At 61.5% G+C, this 22209-nt stretch carries 23 protein-coding genes; 11 read left to right on the top strand and 12 right to left on the bottom strand.

Translation table 11 applies throughout. The features are described from left to right. Nucleotides 1-52: 52 nt before the first annotated feature. From AC1MEM_RS21770 to AC1MEM_RS21760, 3 genes are all read right to left on the bottom strand, one after another. Nucleotides 53-1252 (bottom strand): right-handed parallel beta-helix repeat-containing protein, encoded by a 1200-nt coding sequence (locus AC1MEM_RS21770; RefSeq protein ID WP_499474112.1) that lies wholly within the window; start codon nucleotides 1250-1252, stop codon nucleotides 53-55. Nucleotides 1253-1594: 342 nt separating this feature from the next. Continuing rightward, nucleotides 1595-3814, bottom strand: coding sequence for a S9 family peptidase (locus AC1MEM_RS21765; protein WP_499474110.1), 2220 nt, complete (start codon nucleotides 3812-3814; stop codon nucleotides 1595-1597). 107 nt (nucleotides 3815-3921) lie between these two features. Further along, nucleotides 3922-5325, bottom strand: coding sequence for an MATE family efflux transporter (locus tag AC1MEM_RS21760; RefSeq protein WP_499474108.1), 1404 nt, complete (start codon nucleotides 5323-5325; stop codon nucleotides 3922-3924). Nucleotides 5326-5463: 138 nt separating this feature from the next. On the opposite strand from AC1MEM_RS21760, the gene AC1MEM_RS21755 reads away from it, so the two are divergent. From AC1MEM_RS21755 to AC1MEM_RS21740, 4 genes are all read left to right on the top strand, one after another. Further along, nucleotides 5464-5796 carry a hypothetical protein gene (locus AC1MEM_RS21755; RefSeq protein ID WP_499474107.1) on the top strand — a complete coding sequence of 111 codons (333 nt, stop codon included), beginning with the start codon at nucleotides 5464-5466 and terminating at the stop codon, nucleotides 5794-5796. 140 nt (nucleotides 5797-5936) lie between these two features. Then, nucleotides 5937-6845: a DnaJ C-terminal domain-containing protein gene (locus AC1MEM_RS21750; protein ID WP_499474105.1), complete on the top strand. Its 909-nt coding sequence runs from the start codon at nucleotides 5937-5939 to the stop codon at nucleotides 6843-6845. 13 nt (nucleotides 6846-6858) lie between these two features. Beyond that, on the top strand, nucleotides 6859-7173 hold the full coding sequence (locus tag AC1MEM_RS21745; RefSeq protein ID WP_499474103.1) for a chaperone modulator CbpM: 315 nt from the start codon (nucleotides 6859-6861) through the stop codon (nucleotides 7171-7173). A gap of 75 nt (nucleotides 7174-7248) precedes the next feature. Further along, on the top strand, nucleotides 7249-7869 hold the full coding sequence (locus AC1MEM_RS21740) for a type 1 glutamine amidotransferase domain-containing protein (protein WP_499474101.1): 621 nt from the start codon (nucleotides 7249-7251) through the stop codon (nucleotides 7867-7869). A gap of 196 nt (nucleotides 7870-8065) precedes the next feature. Here AC1MEM_RS21740 and AC1MEM_RS21735 read toward each other — a convergent pair whose 3' ends face one another. Then, nucleotides 8066-8413, bottom strand: a complete 348-nt coding sequence (locus AC1MEM_RS21735) for an MmcQ/YjbR family DNA-binding protein (protein ID WP_499474099.1) — start codon at nucleotides 8411-8413, stop codon at nucleotides 8066-8068. Nucleotides 8414-8776: 363 nt separating this feature from the next. On the opposite strand from AC1MEM_RS21735, the gene AC1MEM_RS21730 reads away from it, so the two are divergent. Next, a complete protein-coding gene (locus tag AC1MEM_RS21730; protein WP_499474098.1) occupies nucleotides 8777-10462 on the top strand; it encodes a hypothetical protein in 1686 nt (561 codons plus the stop codon). Between the two features lie 754 nt (nucleotides 10463-11216). Here AC1MEM_RS21730 and AC1MEM_RS21725 read toward each other — a convergent pair. The 8 genes from AC1MEM_RS21725 to AC1MEM_RS21690 all read right to left on the bottom strand — a co-directional run bounded on the left by AC1MEM_RS21725 (nucleotide 11217) and on the right by AC1MEM_RS21690 (nucleotide 15818). After that, nucleotides 11217-12455: an Arm DNA-binding domain-containing protein gene (locus tag AC1MEM_RS21725; protein ID WP_499474096.1), complete on the bottom strand. Its 1239-nt coding sequence runs from the start codon at nucleotides 12453-12455 to the stop codon at nucleotides 11217-11219. Continuing rightward, nucleotides 12404-12610: an excisionase family protein gene (gene xisR / locus AC1MEM_RS21720; RefSeq protein ID WP_499474094.1), complete on the bottom strand. Its 207-nt coding sequence runs from the start codon at nucleotides 12608-12610 to the stop codon at nucleotides 12404-12406. The genes AC1MEM_RS21725 and xisR overlap by 52 nt, the downstream gene beginning before the upstream one ends. Continuing rightward, the gene (locus tag AC1MEM_RS21715) at nucleotides 12592-13293 is read right to left on the bottom strand and encodes a hypothetical protein (RefSeq protein WP_499474092.1); all 702 of its coding nucleotides are present in this window, start codon (nucleotides 13291-13293) and stop codon (nucleotides 12592-12594) included. The genes xisR and AC1MEM_RS21715 overlap by 19 nt, the downstream gene beginning before the upstream one ends. After that, the gene (locus tag AC1MEM_RS21710; RefSeq protein WP_499474090.1) at nucleotides 13290-13478 is read right to left on the bottom strand and encodes a hypothetical protein; all 189 of its coding nucleotides are present in this window, start codon (nucleotides 13476-13478) and stop codon (nucleotides 13290-13292) included. The genes AC1MEM_RS21715 and AC1MEM_RS21710 overlap by 4 nt, the downstream gene beginning before the upstream one ends. After that, entirely contained in the window at nucleotides 13475-13828 is a 354-nt protein-coding gene (locus AC1MEM_RS21705) for a hypothetical protein (RefSeq protein ID WP_499474088.1), read from the bottom strand. The genes AC1MEM_RS21710 and AC1MEM_RS21705 overlap by 4 nt, the downstream gene beginning before the upstream one ends. A gap of 2 nt (nucleotides 13829-13830) precedes the next feature. Continuing rightward, complete coding sequence (locus tag AC1MEM_RS21700) at nucleotides 13831-14172, bottom strand: hypothetical protein (RefSeq protein ID WP_499474086.1); 342 nt, start codon at nucleotides 14170-14172, stop codon at nucleotides 13831-13833. Nucleotides 14173-14256: 84 nt separating this feature from the next. Further along, the gene (locus tag AC1MEM_RS21695; RefSeq protein ID WP_499474084.1) at nucleotides 14257-14811 is read right to left on the bottom strand and encodes a phage antirepressor KilAC domain-containing protein; all 555 of its coding nucleotides are present in this window, start codon (nucleotides 14809-14811) and stop codon (nucleotides 14257-14259) included. Nucleotides 14812-14930: 119 nt separating this feature from the next. Continuing rightward, nucleotides 14931-15818: a helix-turn-helix transcriptional regulator gene (locus AC1MEM_RS21690; protein WP_499474082.1), complete on the bottom strand. Its 888-nt coding sequence runs from the start codon at nucleotides 15816-15818 to the stop codon at nucleotides 14931-14933. Between the two features lie 125 nt (nucleotides 15819-15943). Here AC1MEM_RS21690 and AC1MEM_RS21685 point away from each other — a divergent pair, with 125 nt between their 5' ends. The 6 genes from AC1MEM_RS21685 to AC1MEM_RS21660 all read left to right on the top strand — a co-directional run bounded on the left by AC1MEM_RS21685 (nucleotide 15944) and on the right by AC1MEM_RS21660 (nucleotide 22178). Next, nucleotides 15944-16195: a YdaS family helix-turn-helix protein gene (locus tag AC1MEM_RS21685; protein ID WP_499474080.1), complete on the top strand. Its 252-nt coding sequence runs from the start codon at nucleotides 15944-15946 to the stop codon at nucleotides 16193-16195. A gap of 91 nt (nucleotides 16196-16286) precedes the next feature. Beyond that, complete coding sequence (locus AC1MEM_RS21680; RefSeq protein WP_499474078.1) at nucleotides 16287-17054, top strand: hypothetical protein; 768 nt, start codon at nucleotides 16287-16289, stop codon at nucleotides 17052-17054. Beyond that, complete coding sequence (locus AC1MEM_RS21675) at nucleotides 17051-18445, top strand: replicative DNA helicase (RefSeq protein WP_499474076.1); 1395 nt, start codon at nucleotides 17051-17053, stop codon at nucleotides 18443-18445. Before AC1MEM_RS21680 ends, AC1MEM_RS21675 begins: the two co-directional genes overlap by 4 nt. A 223-nt stretch (nucleotides 18446-18668) precedes the next feature. Continuing rightward, on the top strand, nucleotides 18669-18956 hold the full coding sequence (locus AC1MEM_RS21670) for a hypothetical protein (protein WP_499474074.1): 288 nt from the start codon (nucleotides 18669-18671) through the stop codon (nucleotides 18954-18956). Nucleotides 18957-19548: 592 nt separating this feature from the next. Continuing rightward, nucleotides 19549-20274 (top strand): hypothetical protein, encoded by a 726-nt coding sequence (locus tag AC1MEM_RS21665; protein WP_499474072.1) that lies wholly within the window; start codon nucleotides 19549-19551, stop codon nucleotides 20272-20274. A 443-nt stretch (nucleotides 20275-20717) separates the two neighbouring features. Beyond that, a complete protein-coding gene (locus AC1MEM_RS21660) occupies nucleotides 20718-22178 on the top strand; it encodes a tape measure protein (RefSeq protein ID WP_499474070.1) in 1461 nt (486 codons plus the stop codon). The last annotated feature ends 31 nt before the right edge of the window (nucleotides 22179-22209 follow it).

Below are 22209 nucleotides of genomic sequence, written 5' to 3'. Positions count from 1 at the left end.
CCCCGGCGTTTCGACGCCGGGGCCTTTTTATTGATCGCAATCGCGCGCTGCTTTACTGGACTTCGTAGGCGCCGATGTCGTTCTTCGAATTGATCGCGACGCGGTTGATGCCCGAAGCCGTGTGCTTGTAGCTGGCCGCTGCGTTCAGCGACACGCCAGCCTTCGAGAAGCCGGGAGCCACGCCGGCGTTCACGATCAGCGGGGTGACCAGCGGACGCAGGTCGTAGGCCGCGCGGTTGACGAAGCCTACCGACAGCGACTGGTAGTTCGCCGTCTTGATGCTGGACGCCTGGGTGCTCATCGGGCCGTAGCCGCTGAACAGGTTGTTGATCAGCTTGGCCGGGGTGGCAACGCCGCCGCCCACCATCACGAAGTAGCCGCGCGAACTCTCGTCGTTGATGAAGGTATTGTTCACCACGTACAGGTCGGTCGCGTAACCGGCGACGCCTTCTTCACCATAGGCGACGATGTTCGGATTATTGCCGCCGACCGGCTGCATGATGACATTGCCGATGATGAAGGTGGTGCCGCCGTTCGGCACGTCGATTTCGTAGCTCGGCTTGCCGGCGGCGGTGCTGCCGGTTTCGCCTGCACGCAGGCTCGAGAAGCGGTTGTAGGCGATGGTGTTGTACAGCGCGCGCGTCTTGAGGTTGTGGCCGACGTTGGCGTCGTGCGAGAAGTTGTAGCGGAAGGTCAGCTTGCCGGCCTTGCCGATGTACACGTTGTGGGTGTAGCCATCGCCGCGGCCATTGTGGCCGAACTCATTGTTCTCGAGAACGATGGTGCTGGCGGTGTTCACGCCACTCAGGATGCCGTTCTCGTTGTCGTGCAGGAACGAGTTACGCAGCGTGAAATTGGTGCCTTCCAGGCGCAGGGCGGCGCCGTTCTTGTCGGCCACTGCCGCGCCATACATTTCGACGTTATCGATCGTGATGTTGCTGCCGCCCACGACCCAGATCGCCTTGCCGCCAGCACTCTTGCCGCCGGCAGCGATCTTTGGACGGCCATTCACGCCGCGGATCGTCAGCTTGCTTTGCGAGATCGTGCAGACGTCACCGGTGTAGGTGCCGGCCTGGATTTCGATGAGGTCGCCGGCAGTTGCCGCGGCAAAGGCCTTGCATGGGGTCGCGTACGTCTTGCCGGCGCCGACGCTGCGGGTAGCGGCCGATGCCGGGGCCGCGATGGCGGCGCCGATGACCAGGGCGGAGACTGCGAGGGAAAGGCGGGTGGCGCTGATACGGATGACTTGCATTGTTTGTCCTCGGGTAGTGCGTGTTCGCTTTGAAGCGTGTCGCTAGATCAGGAACCCAGAGAATACCCTGTGGAATTAATTCCGTGGGGACAGAATTTGTTACGAACATCCTGTACTGTTGAGTTCAGAATTCACAATTCCCCTAGGAAATCTATGCATTTACCCCCAAATGTATTCACAAAAATATTTTCAACAACGTCGCGCGCACGCAACACTAGTCGTTGACATTTTGTTGAGTTGTCAGAAATTCTGTATCCCTCGAAGCAACTGTTGAGCTAACAAAGCGAAAAAAAAGCCGGAACACCAAGATGGCGTTCCGGCTTTCAGGAGCAGGTAGCTGGCTTACTTCGCCGCGGTCCCGCCCAGGTTCTTCTTGAAGAAGGCTTCGATCAGGCCATACACGTGGCGCTGGGGTGCGCGGCCCGAAATGCCGTGCTTGGCGCCCGGATAGGTCATCAGTTCGAACTGAACGTTGCGCTTGACCAGTTCGTCGATCAGGCGCGTGCTGTTAGCAAACAGCACGTTGTCGTCGGCCATGCCATGCACCAGCAGCAGCGGCGATTTCAGGCCGTCCAGGTGCGCGAACACGCCGCTGCGTGCGTAGGCGTCCGGATCCGACTTCGGCGTGCCACCCACGAACTGCTCGCTGTAGTGGGTGTCGTACAAGGACCAGTCCGTCACCGGCGCCACCGACACGCCCATGGCGATTTTGTCCGACGCCGCCGCCAGCAGGCGCAGGGTCATGAAGCCGCCATAGCTCCAGCCGAACACGCCGACCCGCTTCGGATCGACATAGCTCTGCTGCGCCAGCCAGTCGATGCCGGTGACCTGGTCTTCGACTTCGTTCTTGCCCAGGTTGTTATAGATGACGTCGGTGAAAGCGCGTTCACGGCGGCTCGAACCGCGGTTATCCAGGCGCCACACGATGAAACCCTGCTGCGCCATGTACTGGTCAAAATAATTGCCCCAGGTACGGGTCACGCGCTGCGAGTGCGGGCCGCCATAGGTGAACAGGAAGACCGGATATTTTTTCGTCGCATCGAAACCGGCCGGTTTGATCATCGAGTAGTACAGGGTCTGGCCGTCCTTGGCCTTGATGGTGCCGTATTCGGTAGGCAGCAGGTCGGGCAGGTATTTCGCGAACGGGTGGCTGGCGTTCAGCTCGTTATGCTCGAGCCATTGCACCATCGCGCCGTCGGCCTTGCGGATCGATACCTGCGGCGGGGTGCGCGGGTTCGAATACGTGTCGACGAAGATCTTGCCGTTGTTTGCAAACGCCGCCTCGTGCCAGCCGTCGCCGGTGGTGACGCGCGCCGGCTTGTTGGCCGTGCTGCCATTCAGGGCCAGTGCATAGGTCTGCTTGTCGATAACGGCGTCGCGGTTCGACGACACATATACCTTGCCGGCCGCTTCGTCGACGGCCAGCACGTCGTCGATGCCCCATTCGCCGCTCGAGATCGGGTTCAGCAGCTTGCCGTTCAGGTCGTACAAATACAGGTGGTTGCGGCCGCTGCGCTCGGAAGCCCAGATAAAGGCCTGGCGGTTTTTCAGGAAGCGCAGGTCGTTATGGATGCTGACCCAGGTCTTCGAGGTTTCGGTGAGCAGCGGGCGCTGTGCCAGCGTGGCCGCATTCACGGCGATCAGGTCGAGGCGCTTCTGGTCGCGCGTCTGGCGCTGGTAGACCAGGGTCTTGCCGTCCGCGCTCCAGTCGGCGCGCACCAGGTAGATGTCTTTCTCGGCGCCGATGTCGACCTTGCGCGCGGCACCCGTTTCCGGCGACACGATGAACAGGTCCACCAGCACGTTCGGGTCGCCCGCGGCCGGGTAGTGCTGGTCGATCACTTCGGTGCGGTCGGCAAAGATCTCGAAGCGGCGCGCCACCGGCACCGGCGCTTCGTCGTAGCGTTTATAGGCAATGCTGGAATCGTCCGGCGCCCAGTAGTAGCCGGTCGTCTGGTCCATTTCTTCCTGGGCCACGAACTCGGCTTCGCCGTTGTGCACGGTACCTGCGCCGTCGGTCGTGAGCTGGCGCTCGGCGCCGGTTTTCAGGTCGATCACGACCAGGTTCTGGTTGCGCACGAAGGAAACGTAGCGGCCCTTCGGCGAAATCTTCGGGTCAATCACATTGCCCGAGGCCACCTTGCGCGCGGCATCCGGCTTCGCCACGTCGACCAGGTACAGGTCGCCGGCGATCGGCACCAGCAACTGCTTGCCGTCGGGCGACCAGCTATAGCTCAGGATGCCGGACAGGCTGGCGGTACGGGCGCGTTCGCGGCGGGCCTTTTCCTCGAGAGACAGGTTTTCGTTCGGCACGAGCTGCTTGGAGTCGACCAGGCGATGCGTGGTCTTGTCCTTCATGTTGTATTCCCACAGGTCGAGCTGGAACTGGTTGTCTTCGCGGCCGCGCAGGAAAGTCACGCGCTCGCCGTCGGGCGACACGCGCAGGCTGCGCACGCCGGGACCGGCAAGGGACGGGTCCGCATGAATGCGGTCGAGCGTCAGGCGTTCCGCGGATGCGGGCGCGGCCGCGAGTGCGGCCAGGAGGCAGAGGAGAAGGCGCATTGTTTGTCTCGTTGAAAGTTAGCTTTATGCAACGGACGAGACGATACCAGAGTCCTACGGTAAAAGCTGTACATACCACTTCATTCAGGGGCGTCTGCGCCACAATGTCAGTGCGTCGCCATGAGTACCTTCCGGCGCGACAGCTTTTCCATCGACCAGCTCAGCAACACCGCGGCAATCGTCAGGCCGAGCACCAGCCCGATCCAGAAGCCTGTCGTTGCCATCGGCGCACTTGGCGACCACGGGAACCACGCCGGCGCGATGCCGAGGATATAGCCCAGCGGCAGGGAAAAGCCCCAGAAGGCGACCAGCTGGATGATCATCGGCGGACGCGTCACCTGATAGCCGCGAATCGCGGACGCGGTCGCGACCTGGGTCGCATCCGACAGCTGGAACAGCGCCGCGAACAGCAGCAGGTGCACGCAGGCTTGCTGCACCGCCGGGTCCGAGGTATAGGCGCGCGCGATTTCCCAGCGGAACAGGGCGATGCAGGCCGCCGACAGTACGCCAAAGGCGACCGAGATGCCGACCCCGACCCGCGCCACGAACTGCGCCCGTACGGGATTGCCTTCGCCCATTGCCTGGCCGACCCGGGTCAACAGGCCTATGCCGAAGCTCAAGGGCACCATGAACACGAGCGAGGAAAAGTTCAGTGCAATCTGGTGCGCCGACACCTGGATGACGCCGAAGCGCGCAACGAGCAGGCTGATCAAACCGAAGGCGCTGACCTCGGCGAAATACGTGATTCCGATCGGGATGCCGAGGCGCAACATCGTGCGGATCTCGTTCCAGTCCGGGCCTTCCCAGCCCGTGAACGGATAGGTCATGCGATAGACCGGGGAAATTTTCACCCAGACCAGCATGGCGATCAGCATCAGCCACATGCCGACGGCGGTCGACACCGCGCAGCCGACCGCGCCCAGTTGCGGAAAACCCCCCTTACCGAACACCAGCAGCCAGTTGCTGGCGATGTTGAACAGCAGGCCCATGATTGCGATGACCATGATCGGCTTGGTCTCGTTGATGCTGGTCGTATAGCCGTACAGCGCCCGGTAGCAGGCAAAGGCGGGCATGCCGAGGCTGATCACGTGCAGGAACAGGGCGGCCCGGTCGGCCACTGCCTGCTCCATCCCGATATGGTCGAACAGCAACGTGCACAGGTTCGTCGCCAGACAGGCGATGAGGCCGATGCAGCCGCCTTTCCACAGCGCCTGGCGCACCGAATGGGGAATCTTGTCGTAGCGTCCGCCGCCGATTTCGTGCGCGACCACGGTGTTAATCGACATCATGATGCCCATCACCGTCACCAGCACGATCGACCAGACCGAGGCGCCCAGCGAGACGGCAGCCAGCTCGGCCGCACTGACGTGCCCCGTCATCGCCACGTCGGCCACGCCCATGCCGACGGTTGCCATCTGGCCGACCAGCATCGGCCAGGACAGCTTCCAGAGGGTCGCGATTTCGAGGCGGACAGGAGACGGGGCAGGGGCGAGGGTGGTGGTCGAAGTCATGGGCGAGCAGGAAACGGTAACCCATGATTTTACTGTCTATTTGACTGTTTCGATATCAAGCGTCAACGGAACGGATCATACCGGCGTTGGAGGAGGGAGCATATTGCTCGCCATTTCAAAAACTACTCGGAGAACCCCATGAAATCGATGTTCAAGATTGCAGGTGCTACGTTGTTGTTGGTTTCGGGCGCAGCTTTTGCCACTGGTCAGACGGCAACGCCTGCCCCCGCCAAAACGACGACAACGCAGAGCACGACGACCGTCCCCGCCACGACGACGGCGACAACCACCACTGCCCCTACGAAGATGACGCATGCACAGTACAAAGCCGCGAAAAAGCAGATCGAGGCTGACGAGAAAACCGCGAAGGCAGCGTGCAAGAAGATGAAGGGCGCCGATGAGTCGGCCTGCAAGAAGGATGCTGAGGCGAAAGAGGAAACCGCGATGGCGGACCTGAAAGCCAGGAAGTAAGCGAAGCTGTCGATATGAAAAGCCCTGCTTTCATCGCAGGGCTTTTTTTATGACGAGCCAATCTACCCGGCGCGCGGAACTTTATTTTCCGCGCCGTGACCCCATCTCCGAAGGAACAAGCAACCATCCGGGAGTGCACTGTGGAATACAAGGACTACTACCAGACCCTTGGCGTCGACAGGGGCGCGGCTGCGGACGACATCAAGAAGGCGTACCGGAAAATGGTGCGCAAGTATCACCCCGATGTCAGCAAGCACGAGGACGCGGACGCGAAAACCAAGGAAATCAACGAAGCCTACGAAGTGTTGGGCAACGCCGAGAAACGCGCCGCCTACGACGCACTGGGGCGCGGCCATCATGCCGGTGAGCAGTTCCATCCGCCGCCGGACTGGAGCGAGCACTTCGATTTCGCCGGCGCCGGCGCCGACGACTTCTTCGCCGACCTGTTCGCCCAGGCCGGACGCTCGCGCCGCGGCGGCGGTTTCCAGATGCGCGGCGACGACATCCACGCCGCCATCACGATCGACCTGGCCGATGCCTACCGCGGCGCGACCCGCACGGTCAGCCTGCGCGTGCCGAAAGCGGAAGGCCCGGGGCGCGCCACGATGCAGGAAAAAACGCTCAGCGTGAACATCCCGCGCGGGGTGACGCCGGGCCAGCAACTGCGCCTGGCCGGGCAGGGGCACGAAGGCCACGGCGGCGGCGGGCCCGGCGACCTTTACCTGGAAATCGGCTTTTCTCCCGATCCGCGCTACCGCATCGAGGGTTCGCACGTCTACGAGAACGTGCCGGTCACGCCCTGGGAGGCGGCGCTGGGCGGCAATGTCGCGGTGCCGACGCCGTCGGGCACGGTCGAGGTGACGATCCCGGCCGGCTCGCAAAGCGGCCGCAAGCTGCGCCTGAAAGGAAAGGGGATTCCGGCCAGCGTGCCGGGCGACCTGTACCTGATCCTGGACGTCGTGCTGCCGCCTGCCAACAACGACAAGGCGCGAGCCCTGTACCAGGCGATGGCGCGCGACCTGGCTTTCAATCCACGACAGAATGCCTGAAGAGGAGAGGACGATGTTTGCGAACCAGACTGTCACCGGGGTCTTGATCGACGAGGCCGCCCTGGACCTGATCGAACTGGCGCGCGCCTGTCGGGTCGAACCCGACTGGGTGGTGCGCCATGTCGAGGCCGGCGTGCTCGGCGCCGAGGCAATGCAGGCGGCGCAGCTGCGCTTTCGCAGCGGCGACCTGGCGCGGGCACGGCGCCTGCTCGAACTGGAGCGGCAGTTCGATGCCAACGAGGAGCTTGCTGCCCTCGTGATCGACCTGGCCGACGAGGTGCGCCGCCTGCGCGCGCGCCTGCATGCGCTCGGCCTGAAGGACACCTGAAGCGCGCGCCGTGCACGCTGGCGTCCTCCTAGAATTGTGTCAGATGAATCACCAACAATTGATTGAGGAGGTCATATGGATCAGGTAGAGGTACAAGCGCCGGAGAGCGAAAAGGCGGGCCGCGGGGAGTTGGACGGTAAACGCGTTGCCGTGCTGATGACGGATGGCGTCGAACAGGTCGAGTACACGGGCCCGCGCAGCTTCCTGGAGCAGCACGGCGCGCAGGTGATGTTGATTTCGCCGAAACGCGTGGGCGAGTCGGTGCAGGGCATGAACCACGACGACAAGGGCGACAGCTTCCCGGTCGAATTGAACGTGAACGACGCCAGGCCCGGCGATTTCGATGCGTTGCTGCTGCCGGGCGGCGAAAAGAATCCGCTCGCATTGCGCAAGAGTGCCGAGTCGATTGCCTTCATCCGCGACTTCTATGCCGAGGACAAGCCGATCGCCGCCATTTGCCACGCGCCGTGGGTGCTGATCGACGCAGGCATCGCCGAGTCGAAAAATTTGACCAGCTGGCCCGACATCCAGGACGACATGAAGAAGGCCGGCGCCGAGTGGATCGACCAGGAAGTGGTGATCGACGAGAAGCTGATCACGAGCCGCAAGCCGGACGATATTCCGGCGTTTAACGATGCCTTGTTGAAGGCGATGATGATTTCGCCGGATATGGCCGATATGGGGCCGTCGTCCTGATGATATAGAAGCAGGCTGTGGACTTGCGGGCGCCCGCCGGTTATGTGCCCGCGTCGCGTCCTCATATCCGTGCGGCGTCGACCACGAACCTCTCCCGTAGGGGGGGGCATGCCCACGCGGATCAAACCCACCGATAACGCCACAGGCAACAGCCCCACGTCCCCAGGCACACGACGAGGCCTGCAAATCGCCGGCACTAAACCCCGCCTATCTCCCGCTGCAACTTCTTCGTCAATTTTCCAAACACCAGCTCATACGACCTGCGCAGCAACTGCGCCGCTTCCTCATCGCCCAGCGCTTTTGCATCCTCGACATACACCCACTTCGCCCGCGCCAGGTAGGGCGCCGGAATAATCCCCGGACGGTCCGTCAGCTCGAGGAAGCGCTCTTCCTCGACCTTGAAGCTCATGCCAGTGGCCTCGTCCAGGTTGGTCACAGCGAACATTTTTTCACCAACGGAAAAGACGAGGTCGTTGTCCCATTTCGTGTCTTCGGTGACGCCGGGAAAAGTGCGGCAGAGGGTTTTTGCGCTCTCAAAATTCACTATTTTGCTCTTTCGGCTGAGTAAGGTTAGCGGACGGGCAATTTTATACCGCCGCCATGACTGCATTCCGGGATCTACACCATTTACTCGGCCTCACCTTCGACTTGCAGCAAACCCTGGAAGGAAAAGACCGGTGGTTTGCCTGTAAAAATCGGTGCCGCGTAGTTGTCTTTAGATCATGATTGAATTTGAGGCCACAGTCACATTTTCCCTTTGCGGGGTGTTGCACATTTTCATATCGCGGCGCCTGGCCCGGCAACTTCCACGAGCATGCGTCCGGCGCGGCGCTGTTGCTGGCTGCGCGTACGCCTGTGGCGCTGACATCCGAGCCGCTGCCGTCTGAGTGTTAACAGGAGAATCCACATGACTAAGTTTCGTACCTTGCCGGGCCTGCTGCTCACTGCGCTGGCCATGGCGTCGCCGCACGCCGAGCCGCTGCGCCTGGAGACCCGGCTTCCCGCCGCCAGCGTCAGCCCGAGCCTGAAGGAACTTGCCGCTGCGATGCCGGCGGCGCGGGCCACCGCAGCGCCTGCACACACCGTGGTTCCGCTGCGCCTGGTGACACCCGCAATGAAAAGCCGCGCGCCGCAGTCCGCAGCCGCCGCCGCACCCGAGGCCGCAGCCCTGGGCGCGGCCCCGGCCAGCGCACTGCTGGCCGGCAGCGGCGCCATCACGCCGAACGTCTACACCAACGGCACCCGCGTCAACGTCGAAGGCATCGTATCGGACAACACCGTCGCGCCGGCCGACCCGAACGGGGCAGCCGGCGCGACCCAGTACGTCCAGTGGGTCAACCAGCGGCTTGCGGTCTACAACAAGGCGGACGGCGCGCTGTTGCTCGGCCCCGTCCCGGGCAACATCCTGTTCGCGGGCCTGACCGGCAGCCCTGGCGCCGACGCCTGCGCCAACAGCAACTTTGGCGATCCGATCGCCCAGTACGACAAGCTGGCAAAACGCTGGATCCTGACCCAGTTCGGCTGGGACCCGGCCAACACCGCGACCGGCCCGTACTACCAGTGCATCGCGGTCTCCACCTCCTCCGACGCGACCGGCTCCTACTATCGCTACGTGCTCGAGAGCCGCACCAGTGGCGGCGCCGTGGCGTTCAACGATTACCCGAAGCTGGGCGTGTGGCCCGACGCCTACGTGCTGACCTCCGTGCTGTTCGAGAGCGCGACCGAGGGTGGCTATCTCGGTCCGCAAGTCTGCGGCCTGCAACGTGCCGCGATGCTGGCTGGTGCGGCGGCCGCCGTCCGCTGCTTCGACCTCGGTGACGCCTTCGGCCCTGTGCTGCCCGCGGACCTCGACGGCACGAAGTTGCCGCCGCACGGCAGCCCGAACTACCTGTTGTCGCTCGACTTCAACGCAGACGGCAGCGGCGACCACCTGTTCCTGTGGCGCTTCTCATTCACCCGGAACACACTCGGCAGCCCGGTCACGATACCGGTGGCGCCGTTCACGATCGCCTGCCCGAGCTTGTTCGGCGGCCCATGCGTCCGGCAACCCGCGCCCGGCGAGCCGCTCGATGCGCTCGGCGATCGCCTGATGTACCGCCTCGCCTACCGCAACTTCGGCCACCACGAGTCGCTGGTGGTCAACCACTCGGTGCAGCAGCGCGGCGCGCCCACGGATGGCCCGGTCGGCGTGCGCTGGTACGAGCTGCGCAACCTGTCGACCACACCGGGCGTGTACCAGCAAGGCACCTGGGCACCTGACGCCAACAGCCGCTGGATGGGCAGTATCGCGATGGACCGGATGGGCAACATCGCGCTCGGCTACAGCATCAGCGGTCCCAGGGTCTATCCGGGAGTCCGCTACACGGGCCGGCTGCGCGGCGAGCCGCTGGGCCGCCTGGAGCGCGAAGCGGTCATCGTCAGGGGCGGCGGGGTCCAGGTCGACACCTTTAACCGCTGGGGCGACTACAGTGCGATGACGGTCGACCCGGTTGGCGATTGCAAGCTGTGGTACACGCAGCAGTACCAGGCCGAGACGGGGAGCTTTAACTGGCATACGCGGATTGCCAACTTCAGGTTCAGGAATTGTTGGTAGGTGATGCGGCAGGGCGCGAGGGCTGAACGCCACGCTCGCAAAAACAAGGCCCCGCCGGTTGCGGCGGTGGGGCTTTGTTTCTTGTGTACGGTGGTGGTGGCGGAAAGGCAAAAACTTGCTGCCCCGATTTTCTTTAGGTAGTCGATGTTGCTGGCGACGATGGTGTCAATGCGGCGGCATCATCGCTACTTCAGCGGCCAGAACTATACCTTCGTCGACGACCAGTAGCAGTCCTCTTCGCATGTCGGGCCCCAGTCACCGGGCGCCACAAGGTCAATGTGACCCTGTCGGTCGCTCCCGCCGTACAGGCTGAAAAAGCTGATCACAACAAACAGAATAAGGTCAGGTCTGACATTCGGACGCGAGCTCAGCAGGACACAGCAAAGGGTTCGAAGGAGGGCGAGAGGCAAAAAATCGCTGCGCGATTTTCCTTAGTCAGGCGAATCGAAGAGCCCTTGCGCCCGGAGGCGCAAGGTCGCTCGTGGGCTCGTCGCTGCGCGACTCGAAACCCCTGCTCGGCCTTGCGCCTGCATGCGCAAGGCCGTTCACAGGCTCGCCGCTGTGCGACTCGAAACCCCTGTTCACCCCACGCGTCCGTGCCGTCCGCGGATTCGATTCCCGACGCCGAAACGACACCGCACAAAGAACAACGCCCCGCCGGCTTTCGCCGGCGGGGCGTTGTTCTTTGTGCGGTGGTGGAGGCGGCGGGAATCGAACCCGCAGCTTTTTTGCCCTTTTTCATAGGAGAGCACTGTCAATTTCCACGGTCGCGTGTCGTACGCGTGTCGTTCGCCGGTTGCGTGTCGCTCCAGTCGTTGACCGGGCGGTACTGGCCGCTGTCCGCGTTCGGTATCCACTTGCCGTAATGCCTGAACACCATCTCGACGTCGACGTGTCCCATCTGCTTCGCCACCCACCACGGGTTCTCGCCGGCCGACAGCATTCGCGATGCATAGCTGTGCCGGGTTTGGTAGGGGTTGCGGTACCGAACCCCCGCTTTCTTTAGAATCAGCGTCCAGCACGTTTTCCGGATCTGCCCGTCGGTCTCCCAAGCCAGGCCAGTTCGTGGATTGTGGAATACGCGCTTGCCCTCCAGGAATGTGTGATCCTTCTGTGCCTGCAGCGCGGCGCGCGCGAAAGGAAGGAGCAGCACATCACGTGTGCCAGCCTTGGTCTTCGGTCCCTTCTCAGTCTTGGCAACCACGGCGCGCTGGACGCGCACGGTGCCGTGGATCCAGTCGATGTCGTCCCACTCGAGTCCGATCAGCTCTGACGTGCGCAGGCCGGACCAGAAGGCAAACTGGAAGAGGTTGCGCGCCTGGCCGGCGGCGGCGCCCACAATCGCGTCGATTTCGAGATTGTCGAACGGGTCGACCTCGTACTCGGACTTCTTCGAAGTCGTCGACAGCAGCTTCTTGAGCGCGATCCTCTCAAGCGGGTTCTGATCGATCAGCTCATCGTTCACGGCGTCGTCCAGGGCCGACCGAAGTACCGACACGATGTTGCGCGCGGTCTTCGCGGTGACCCCGAGGGACGACAGCCACTGGCGCAGCACCGACGGCGCCAGCGCCCGCACTTCGACCTTGTCGAACTGGGGCAGCAGATGGCCCTTGATGATTCCCCGGTACCCGACGATAGTCGACGGTGACAGGTTTCCATTCTTAACCGCATGCTCGCATCCCTCGAGGTGGGCGCGCAGCAGGTCGCCGACAGTCTTCTTGCTGACCACGTAGCCGAACAGGGCCGCCCGGGGTGAGTCCGGAAAGTAGTCCTGATACTTGAACGACTCGCTCACGATCTTGCGCATGATCTCGGCGCGCAGCCCCTCCGCATAGCGAAGGTTCGCCGTCGTCGGATCGAGCCGCAGGCTTTCCCGGCAGCGCACGCCGCGAAACACGAAAGCAATCTGGATCGACTTAACGCTCTTGTGTTCGCGTATGCTTACCCCGCGCGGAGGGCGCTTATCGCCGACCGATTTCCCTGTTCCACCCATTTTTCCACCGCCTCCACATTGACCCACAGATTGCCGTCACTGGCGATTTTGCAGTGCACTCCGTCCAGGAACTGCCCCTTTTTCCGCTTCGAGTGCACCGCGTTCGAGGTATCGCCCGACAGTTCACAATACTTACTCAGCTTAACCCAGCGCATGGCCCATCCTTTCCTGGTTCGGCGTTGTTATCGCGTTTTTTAGAAGAATCCTGCTTAGCGCGGACCGCGTCCCATTTATCGCGCACCATCGGGGCGTACACGCCGGCCAGCGCTGCGCGGAGCTCTTCAATTGCTTCCAGCATCGCGTTGGCGCGCTTTCGAGGGTCGGCCGGGCTCCGTGGACTGCACGTATCCCCGCAAATCTGCGCCCAGCTGATGATCGCCAGGTGAAGCCGGCTGTGCACCTCGATGGGCGCCGACCCGATGCCCTGCGCCTTGTGAGCGTTGCAGAAGATGGCCACCCCATACGCCATGCCGTTTAGAAATTCATCGCCGCAGTCGTCACGCTTGACCATGTGCGTAAGGATGGTGAAGACCAAAGCAAGCGCATCTTGGAGTGCACGCGCGCCGTAGCCGCCGTCGTCAATGCTTACCCCAGGGGAGGGGTCGTTTTCCTGAACGACACCCCCGTGCTGCTCGCCGGGGAGGGTGTCCACAATTTGTGGCTTCCCCTCCATTTGAGCGGGGGCCATCCCAGCATGCTCATGCCCGGGCTGTTCGCTCTGCCGGGTGCGCGGGTCGCGCTCGTACGACAAGCGATCGCAAGGGATGATGCGCCGCGACCTGCAGCTTTCGACATAGGCGTCGTACGCGTCGACCGGACCTCGTTTTATAGGCTTCATTTTGTGAAGTTCTCCACTACGGTAAGGATGATGCCGGCCAGGCGATCAAGTGCGAAGCCGGCGCCCAGCACCAGGGCGATAAACGCTGCCTCGGCGGCGGCACGGTGGCGGGCCAGGCGAACCAACGCCGGCGCCGAGGTGCGGTAGGTCGTGTAGCCAGCCAAACTGGGGGACGTGCGCTTCATTTCGCCACCTTGGCCTGGCGCAGGAGCGATCCCATATCGGCGTCCACCTGCTGCAGGTGCTGGGCCTCCACTGCCAGATGCTTGATCAGCTGACCGAGATTGCGGAAGTGCTGGTTGTCGGTGTCGTCGTCGCTTCCGCCGGCGATATACAGGAGCTGCCCGATCGACTCGATGCCGGTCAAGATCGTGTCGCTCGCGTTGATGGCGTGACACTGGGCAGCTTCGATCATTTGAACCTGGTCGGCCGAAAGCTTGGTCGAGCCGGTCACCGGTCCGAGGTTCGCGATGAGGTAGGGCAGCTCATAAGCTGGGCGCTCGGAATTATTGAAATGTGGATTCTTCGAAGCCATGATCACGCTCCTTCGGTGGTGCGGGTGTTGAAGTAATCTATGCGACGCTCGGCAAGGTCCGCCAGCATCTGCATCGATTCCGACAGGAGGCCAGCCAAAGCGTCGATGCTGTTCCCATCGAGCAGCGGGCGATCGCCGTTTTCCGCGGCGAGGATGTCGGCGTGGATGATCCCCGCAACTACCTGCGCGCCACGCGCCACCGCCAAAACGCGCACAGCCAAGTACGCTTCGTTGCTGACGACCTTCCCCTGGCGGAGAGGGTTGTTTGGGGTATGCAACGGCTCAAGGTGGTCTCGAACGCTTGCACTCGACATTTCCTTTGTGCTACTCTCATCATTCGCCATTTCTTTTCTCCAAAAGGTTAGGGGCGTAAGGGGCCATCCGGTGCTGGATACACCGGGTGGCTTTGTTGTTTCTGCTGGGTTAAATCAGGGCGGACTTGCCGCTGGGCCGGTTTCACGGTCGCACTGGGCTGAAAATTCAGCCCACGGTATTCCGGCGGGCTTCTCAGCGCGTGCCCTCTGTTCGGCCACCATGCAGGCCAGCTTGGTCAGCCCTCGCGGCGTGACGAGCACCTGCTCCTTCACCTTCTGCTGGCCGCTGTTCGGATCTTCGTACTGGCCCATCTTGTGGATCAGATAGCCTTCACGGATCTTCGCTTGGCTGGCGAGGTAACCGGGCTTGCCCGGGCGGTGATACGTCCATCCATTCTTGAGTAACAGCTCAATCAGCTGCTGGCGCTGGATCTGCAGCGTTTTGGCGGCTTCAGTGATGCACATTGATCCGTCCTGCTTTGCGATCATGTCCAGACCTGCGGCGGCCGGCGCCAGGTCGGCGAGTTGGTGCTCCAGTTGCTCGACTTTGCTTGCCAAGTTCCGCTTTGCCTCCACCTCGTCAGCCCAAGCGCGTGCTGCCGCGACGGGGTCAGAGAAGTTTGGCAGCCCAGAAGGCTGTGGAAGAGTAGCGTGCAGTGGTGTATTCATGGGTGCCTCGGCGTTGATCCCCGACATGGTGGAACAACTTTATCACGCCTAAAAACGCTTTACAACACATAAGGCGTAAAAAGGCGTGAAGTAAGACAAAAAAAACGCCCGAAGGCGCTTTATTCGTAGGGAATCGGCTCTTCGCCAGGGTACTCGTAGTTCCATCCTGCATCGTAGATGCGAGCGGGGTTTGTGAGGAAAGCAACGACATTCGCCGGCGTGCGAGCAAGGACTAAATAGATTCCCATGTCGGCCGCCTCGGCAGTTATCCGTCTCAACAGCATTTCATTTGTTGCACTGGACTGCGTGCCTGATGGGTCAACAATGCGCTCGTTGATTGGTTGATTCTGTGGGTAGGTAATGATCAAAAGTCTGTATCTTCCAGACCCTTCTGCTAGGCTGCCTGGTAGACCGATCGTTAGGTATTGCCACAAATAGCGGTATATGTTCACCCGCAGATGCAGGGCTAAAGCAGATGCCGTCGGCGCGGGCAAAATCTGAGCATATAGCTCATCATTCGTATAATCAACACGCCAGATTCCATGTGCGCTCTTGATCATCTCATCCCATGTACTGGTAGGGTCGACGCCTTGAACAACAGGGGCAATCATCCGCTTGAGAGCTACGGGGTTCGCGCCAAAATTGAACCGCGCTTCCGCTGGAAATGTCGCGGGAAGTGACGTGGACATAACACCGCTTGGCGGCGAATCCTCCGCCTCCCAAGCAGTGATCTCAGGATCAGTAAGCATCAACTCTGCGAGGCGGTCATTACCTAAATATTTTGAAGTATCTATGGTGGACGACGCCTCCATTTCCCGGAGCTTATTTCCGTTAATGTTGAGTGCGTGGAGTAGGTTTGCGAGAGCCTTTGGCCTTGGCTTGCTCTTTCCTCCCTCCCACTTTGCGATGGTTTGCTGAGAGACACCGATGCGGTCACCCAGCTCGTCCTGGGTGAAGCCAGCCCGCTCTCTGAAGGTTTGAATGATGCTCCCAAGCTTATCGCTCATGCTAACAACCCCTTGGTTGTAAAAAACGATAAGTGTAACGGTTTCCACACGTTTGTAAAGCAAATGGACTACATAGTTGTTTTTAGTTGTACAATGGCGTAAAACAACTTTGGTCGAGGTCAATAATGTTGGAAGTAAGCTCTACCCCCTCGGGTATCGCGGATGCAATCGTCGCCGCAGGGACGCAGGCGGAGTTGGCAGCCCATCTGGGGGTAACCCAGCAGGTCGTAAGCCGCTGGCTGCGTCGGGGATGGGTGCCGCTCCGCAGGGCCAATCAAATCGAACAGCGCTACAAAATACCGCGAGGACGCCTGGCTAATCCTCGACTGATGGCGCTGATCGTGCCAAGCGAAAGCGCGCCCGCGCGCAGCAGCTAGAAACCAAACATGAGTAACCACACGAACGCCGCCGCTCACTCGGCCGGTGTAGGGCCTCTTTACGCCCAAACTTCAAAAGCCGAGGTCAAGCATGGCTAACCCATGGTTCCGCATGTACGCGGAATTCGCGCACGACCCGAAGGTGCAGATGCTGCCCGAGGCAATGCAGCGCCGCTACGTCATGCTGATGTGCATGCGATGCAGTAACGCCCTTGTAACGTTACAGGACGATGAGATTGCGTTTCATCTCCGGATCGATACGGCGCAGCTGGCCGAAACGAAGGCACTTTTCGTCGCCAAGGGATTCATCGACGAGCGGTGGACGCTGCTGAACTGGGACAAGCGCCAGTTTGCATCGGACAGCAGCGCACAGAGGGTGGCCAAGCACCGAGCGGCCAAGAAAAAGGGCGCGAAGGATGGCGGTAACAGCGATGTAACGTTACATGAAACGATGGGTAACGCCCTAGATACAGATACAGATACAGATACAGAAGAACCTACTACTACTGACGTAGTAGTCGTCGCCAGCGCTGCTGACGGCCATCCGCCCGCCGAGCCAAAACGAGACTGTCCCCATAAGGAAATCATCGCCCTGTACCACGAGGTGCTCCCCATGTGTCCGGAGGTTCGGGACTGGACGCCGACCAGGGCGCAGCAGCTCCGCACGCGATGGAAGGAGGACGCAGCCAGGCAGGATCTCGACTACTGGCGCCGGTTCTTCGAATACGTGCGTGATAAATGCGGCTTCCTGGTGGGCAAATCGGTTAGCCCGGGGAAGCGCCCGTTTCTCGCCGACCTGGAATGGATGACCAAACAGGGGAATTTTACGAAGATCCGTGAAGGGAAGTACGCAGAATGAGCGACACGACGAATCGGTTATCCCCCAACGGGGGAACACCACCACACTCTAACGAGGCTGAGCAATCCGTTCTGGGCGCGCTCCTGCGCTTCAACGACGTGTTCGACCGGGTCGGCGACCTGCAGGTGAAGCACTTCTACCGAGAGGATCATCGCATGATCTACGCCGAGATCGTGCGCATGATCGGGCGCGGCGAACCTGCCGATGTGATGACGGTATGGGCGGCGCTCGAGGGTCGAGGTGGCGCAATCGGCGACGACATCGCTGCATACCTTAACCAGCTCGCGCAGACGGTTCCCAGCGCCGCGAATATCGCCCAGTACGCCGCTGTCGTGGTGGATCGCGCGTTGCGTCGCGCCACGATGCTGTTGGCCGATTCGATCAGCGGCCTGGCCATGAACCCGAAGGGCAAGAGCGCCGACGAGATCCTGGATGCGATGCAGTCGATGGTCACGGCGCTGGCCGAGCGACGCGTGCGCAACGAACCTAGGATGATCCGCGACGTCGTGGCCGAGTTTATCGACGGCGTCGCCAGGCGTTCGGAGGGCCAGGACAACACCATCCCGACCGGTATCCCCGGCATCGACCGAATGTTGACCGGCGGCGGCCTGAGGCCTGGCCAGCTGGTCATCGTCGCTGGCCGCCCGTCGATGGGCAAGAGCGCGCTAACGGCTGACGTGGGTCTAAACATGGCCGCCGACCACAGTGTGCTCGACTTCAGCATGGAGATGGAAAGCCAAGAGATTGCAGGCCGCGCGGTGGCGAGTCGCGGCCGGGTGTCGCTGGGGAAGGTGATGAGCCAAATTCCTGCCGACGACGTGGCCACCTGGGGCGGAGTGACGGCCGGCTGCATCAAGCTCGACGCACTGCGCTTCGCAATCGATGACACCCCGGCGATTTCGCTGATCGAGCTGCGCATGAAGTCGAAAGCCTGGAAGCGCAAGCACGGCCTGCATGTGATCATCGTCGACTACTTGGGCCTGATGTCGGGCGGCGACGGGGAGAAGCGGCACGAGCAGATCGGCTCGTACTCGCGGGGCCTGAAAGCACTGGCCAAAGAACTGGGCGTTGCCGTGATCGCGCTGGCCCAGCTGAACCGCAAGGTGGAGGACCGGCCCGACCGGCGCCCAGTGCTGTCAGACCTGCGCGATTCAGGTGAACTCGAGCAGGATGCGGACATTGTGATGCTGGTGCATCGGCCCGAGATGTATGAGCCCGAGAATCCAGGCCTGCGCGGCTATGCCGAAGTGCTCCTCCGGAAGCAGCGTGGCGGCGAAATCGGCGACATCCCTTTGCTTTTCGACGGTCCAACCTGCAGCTTTTCAGATTGGTCGGGGCCTCCCCCGGCGACTGCATCAAAAAGTCGGGGCTCGCGGAGTTTTGAGGGATGAGCAGGCGCGCCTCGACGATCAAGGGTGTCGCCAAACGCTACCCCCTTTGGGGAAAATTCGACCGGCTGAATTTTCAGCCCGTTGAATTTCGCTCGGAGGGGGTAACGTTTCGTTACCCCCTTTGGGCAGGATTCAGCCGCCTCAAAATTGAGTTGGTTAAATTTTGCTCGGATGGGGTAGCGGGCTGCTACCCCATGCAAACCACCACCGGTGGGCGGACGTCATGAGCGCCGGCGCGCGCGCGGCGCTGATCGAGATCCTGGAAGGTGTCGAAGCGATCGACGTTGACGCCTCGGCAAAGCAGAAGTTCCGCCAGCTGGTGGGCGCCATCGCCACCACCCACGGCTACGACTGGATCGAGCGCGCCAATCGGATCGCATTCGCGCGCGGGCTATTGCGCACGCGGGTCAGCCGGCCCGAGGTGCGAGACCGGCTGATTGTGCTGTACGGGATCTCGCGCCCTCAGGCCTACCGGATCATCAGCCACGCGCTGCAACTGTCTCACGAATGAACTGCGGATGAGACGCCCCGACGGTTTAATGAACACATCGGAAACCCCAATCACGAAAGAAAATTGCTATGCCGAACACTGCAACCGAGACCGTAAAAGTGCGCCTGCTGAGGGATTGCGAATTAGGGCAATGCGACGACGTCGTTTTCATCGACCCTGCGCTGGTGCCTGGATACTCGAAGGGTGGGCTCGTCGACCCTCACCCAGCTGCTATCGCCTACGCTGAATCGTTGAAGTGATGGGAGAATTTCCAATGGGTTTCACAAGGCTTGGCTCACCCGGCGTCATTGCCGCAAAAGGCCACTGGGGAACGATGATGCAGGCGGCGGTCAACGCCAAAATAAGGCAGGCAACTGCCACGGCGGCGCCGCGCGCCGCAGGTTCAGAGAAGGGCAGAGCTACCTTGGCGAAGAACAAGGCGGCACTCGCGAAAGCCCTGGCGAACATCCCTGCCAGTAGGGCGCCGCACGCCTCGAGCCCCAGGGCCACCCCCGCGAACTCCACCGCAAATAGGGCGCGCCTCAACGCACTGCTGGCGGATAACGACTAAGCCGCGACGCCTCCAATCAAACAAATCGAAGGATCAATTTACATGCCATACGCCAGCACCACCGACGTCCTCGTCAGAAGCATGACCGGCCCAAAGGGTGGGCTCAGGGAGGTGGACGCACCACCACCGGTACCGCCGAAGCCAGCGATCGAAATCGATTATCCCCACATCGCCACGCGCCCCGAATACAAGGCCGAACTCGACAAGCTTAATCATTTCGCCAAGCAGAAAGATGAGGCAGAGGCAAAGGTGGCGGACCTGTTCAAGCAACTGGAGCTGGCCAGTAAGACCGTCGAGCGCACCGATGAAGATGCGATTTCGAAGGCGGAAGCGCTGCTGGCCGGCGAGGTGCATGGTGTCAATCTGCATGCCGAGATCCAGGCAGCAAACAAGCTTATCGAGGCCCTTCGCGCTGCCATGTATGCCCAGCACGCTGTTCTCCGTCGTGTGAACCAGCAGCTGTCCACAGCCGCAGGGCGCCGATACCAGGAAGAACATAAGAAGCGGGTCAAGCGTCTGATGGCGGCGCTGGATGAGTTGTACGCCGCTGACTATGCCGAACGGGCTTTAAGAGATGATCTGGCGCGCTTGGGCTATAACGGCGAAGCCCTTCCGGCGATGACTTTTCGAGGGGCGGAAGACCCGCACGACCGCAACGGGAATCTTGCCTACTACTGGTATCGGGAGGCCGAGAACTACAGCCAGTCCGCCACTGAGATCGCGGCCGGCCTGCGCAAGTCGCGCCTTGCGGCAGCGCTCGCTGAGTAGTCATCGTCGTCATGGAAGGGGTCGCTTTCAACACAGACCCTTGCGCCAAGAGTTTTGCGACTTAGTCGTAAAACTCATCCGATAAATTTTAATTAATAGCTGACCTGCAAAGTTGGTCGGCTATTTTTTTATCAACCGGAATGAACCCTATGCAAAAACAAACTAACGAATTAACAGTCCCGACTGAATTGCCGGCTGCGCTGAAAGCTCGTGTTAATCAGCTCGCGTCCCGCCGTGGTAAGCAGGAGGCGAAACTGGTCCGTGAAAGTACGCTAGCGGCGCTTCAGCTTATGGCCAACGACGGCGCCTCGTGGGACCGGTTGTCGGCAGCATTTGCCGTAATCGAAGAGGATGGGGCTCGCAGGTTGTGCCATCCGCCCACCGATAAGTAAGCAAGCCCTCCCGCGAAAGGGGCTTTGCGGTCGCAGCCACTGCGCCGCTTGATGGAAGAAGGGGAAATCATGGTTGTAGGCGAACTTGAAATTCGTATCATGGCAGATATCGCCAGGCTAACCCGGGACATGGGCGCCGCCCGGCGGATCGTTACAGAGACGACCGAGGGCATGTCTCGAGCTGCGGCGCAGGCAAAGGCCGCTCTCGGCGCAATCGCAGGAGGGATCGGGCTCCAGCAGATTGCTCAGATGGTTGATCAATACCAAAAATATACGGCGCAGTTGAGGCTTGCTACAAATTCCGAGCGTGAATATGCGGCCGCACGCGCCGACGTGCAGCGTATCGCGCGCTCGGCGCAGCAAGACCTTGGGGCGACTGGCGTCTTATACGCCAAAATTGCCAATGGCACCCGTGAGCTCGGCGTCACCCAGGCGCAGGTGGCCGCGATTACTGAGACGGTCAACATGTCGCTCAAGGTGTCCGGGGCGACTGCCTCGGAGTCAGCATCTGCCCAGCTGCAGCTGTCCCAGGCATTCGCCGCCGGCGCGCTACGCGGTGAGGAATTTAACGCTGTGAACGAAGCCTCGCCAAGGTTAATGCTGGCGCTGGCTGACGGCATGGGCGTTCCTGTGGGCGCGCTCAAGAAAATGGCGGAGGAAGGCAAGATCACGTCCGCCATCATGGCCGATGTGCTGCCCCAGGCTCTGGAGAAGGTGCGCGAGGAGGCGAAGCAGATCCAGACGATCGGCGGCGCCTTGACGGTGCTGAAAAACAGCGCGATGGAATTTTTCGGCGTCCAGGCTAATGCAAGCGGCGCGGTTGCCACATTGACTGGAGCAATCGGTTTGCTTGCCGATAACCTGGCCCTGGTTGCTGGCGCCGCGGCTACGCTGACAGCGGCAAAGCTCGTGACCTGGCTGGAAAAAATGGTGACAAGCGTGTACAGCGGTATCGCGGCAAACCGCGCACTTGCTGCGTCGACGCTGGCGACAGCCGTTTCGACGACTGAAGCGGAATCGATCATGGCAGCAGCGAAGCTGGCGGACGCGCAAGCGAATGTGCGTACGACCGCGACGGCGATGAACCTGGCTAACGCGCGCGTTGCTGAACTGCGCACGGCTGTACTCGCAGCCGAGGGCGAGGTTGCACTTGCGATCGCTACCAATGGCCTAATCCCGGCGCAGACGCGCGCCCTCATGCTGACGGAGGCGAACAACATCGCCCTGGCGGCACAAGCTGTTGCTGCGAATGGGGCAACCGTCGCCGCTGGAGCTCATGCAGTGGCCATTGACGCGCAGGCAGTGGCTGCGACGCTTGGCGCGCGCGCGATGGGCGTGCTGCGCGGCGCCATGATGTTTTTGGGCGGGCCCATCGGGGCAGTCGTGACGCTTCTCGGCTTGGGCGCGACAGCCTGGATGATGTGGGGCGACAAGAGTAAGGAGGGCAACGACAAGGCCACCAAATCGACTGACGAATCGACGGTCGAAATGATTGCGCGCCTGGACAAGTAAATCGAGAAACTCCGCGAGCGAAACAGGCTGG

Source organism: Telluria sp. AIW5 (assembly GCF_056680575.1).
This window is presented reverse-complemented; position numbering and strand designations above follow the sequence as displayed.

Bases quoted from the DNA above. Each gene is read 5' to 3' on its own strand.
- AC1MEM_RS21770 (WP_499474112.1), bottom strand. From the start codon at position 1,252: ATGCAAGTCATCCGTATCAGCGCCACCCGCCTTTCCCTCGCAGTCTCC.
- AC1MEM_RS21765 (WP_499474110.1), bottom strand. From the start codon at position 3,814: ATGCGCCTTCTCCTCTGCCTCCTGGCCGCACTCGCGGCCGCGCCCGCA.
- AC1MEM_RS21760 (WP_499474108.1), bottom strand. From the start codon at position 5,325: ATGACTTCGACCACCACCCTCGCCCCTGCCCCGTCTCCTGTCCGCCTC.
- AC1MEM_RS21755 (WP_499474107.1), top strand. From the start codon at position 5,464: ATGAAATCGATGTTCAAGATTGCAGGTGCTACGTTGTTGTTGGTTTCG.
- AC1MEM_RS21745 (WP_499474103.1), top strand. From the start codon at position 6,859: ATGTTTGCGAACCAGACTGTCACCGGGGTCTTGATCGACGAGGCCGCC.
- AC1MEM_RS21740 (WP_499474101.1), top strand. From the start codon at position 7,249: ATGGATCAGGTAGAGGTACAAGCGCCGGAGAGCGAAAAGGCGGGCCGC.
- AC1MEM_RS21730 (WP_499474098.1), top strand. From the start codon at position 8,777: ATGACTAAGTTTCGTACCTTGCCGGGCCTGCTGCTCACTGCGCTGGCC.
- AC1MEM_RS21725 (WP_499474096.1), bottom strand. From the start codon at position 12,455: ATGGGTGGAACAGGGAAATCGGTCGGCGATAAGCGCCCTCCGCGCGGG.
- xisR (WP_499474094.1), bottom strand. From the start codon at position 12,610: ATGCGCTGGGTTAAGCTGAGTAAGTATTGTGAACTGTCGGGCGATACC.
- AC1MEM_RS21715 (WP_499474092.1), bottom strand. From the start codon at position 13,293: ATGAAGCCTATAAAACGAGGTCCGGTCGACGCGTACGACGCCTATGTC.
- AC1MEM_RS21710 (WP_499474090.1), bottom strand. From the start codon at position 13,478: ATGAAGCGCACGTCCCCCAGTTTGGCTGGCTACACGACCTACCGCACC.
- AC1MEM_RS21705 (WP_499474088.1), bottom strand. From the start codon at position 13,828: ATGGCTTCGAAGAATCCACATTTCAATAATTCCGAGCGCCCAGCTTAT.
- AC1MEM_RS21700 (WP_499474086.1), bottom strand. From the start codon at position 14,172: ATGGCGAATGATGAGAGTAGCACAAAGGAAATGTCGAGTGCAAGCGTT.
- AC1MEM_RS21695 (WP_499474084.1), bottom strand. From the start codon at position 14,811: ATGAATACACCACTGCACGCTACTCTTCCACAGCCTTCTGGGCTGCCA.
- AC1MEM_RS21690 (WP_499474082.1), bottom strand. From the start codon at position 15,818: ATGAGCGATAAGCTTGGGAGCATCATTCAAACCTTCAGAGAGCGGGCT.
- AC1MEM_RS21685 (WP_499474080.1), top strand. From the start codon at position 15,944: ATGTTGGAAGTAAGCTCTACCCCCTCGGGTATCGCGGATGCAATCGTC.
- AC1MEM_RS21680 (WP_499474078.1), top strand. From the start codon at position 16,287: ATGGCTAACCCATGGTTCCGCATGTACGCGGAATTCGCGCACGACCCG.
- AC1MEM_RS21675 (WP_499474076.1), top strand. From the start codon at position 17,051: ATGAGCGACACGACGAATCGGTTATCCCCCAACGGGGGAACACCACCA.
- AC1MEM_RS21670 (WP_499474074.1), top strand. From the start codon at position 18,669: ATGAGCGCCGGCGCGCGCGCGGCGCTGATCGAGATCCTGGAAGGTGTC.
- AC1MEM_RS21665 (WP_499474072.1), top strand. From the start codon at position 19,549: ATGCCATACGCCAGCACCACCGACGTCCTCGTCAGAAGCATGACCGGC.
- AC1MEM_RS21660 (WP_499474070.1), top strand. From the start codon at position 20,718: ATGGAAGAAGGGGAAATCATGGTTGTAGGCGAACTTGAAATTCGTATC.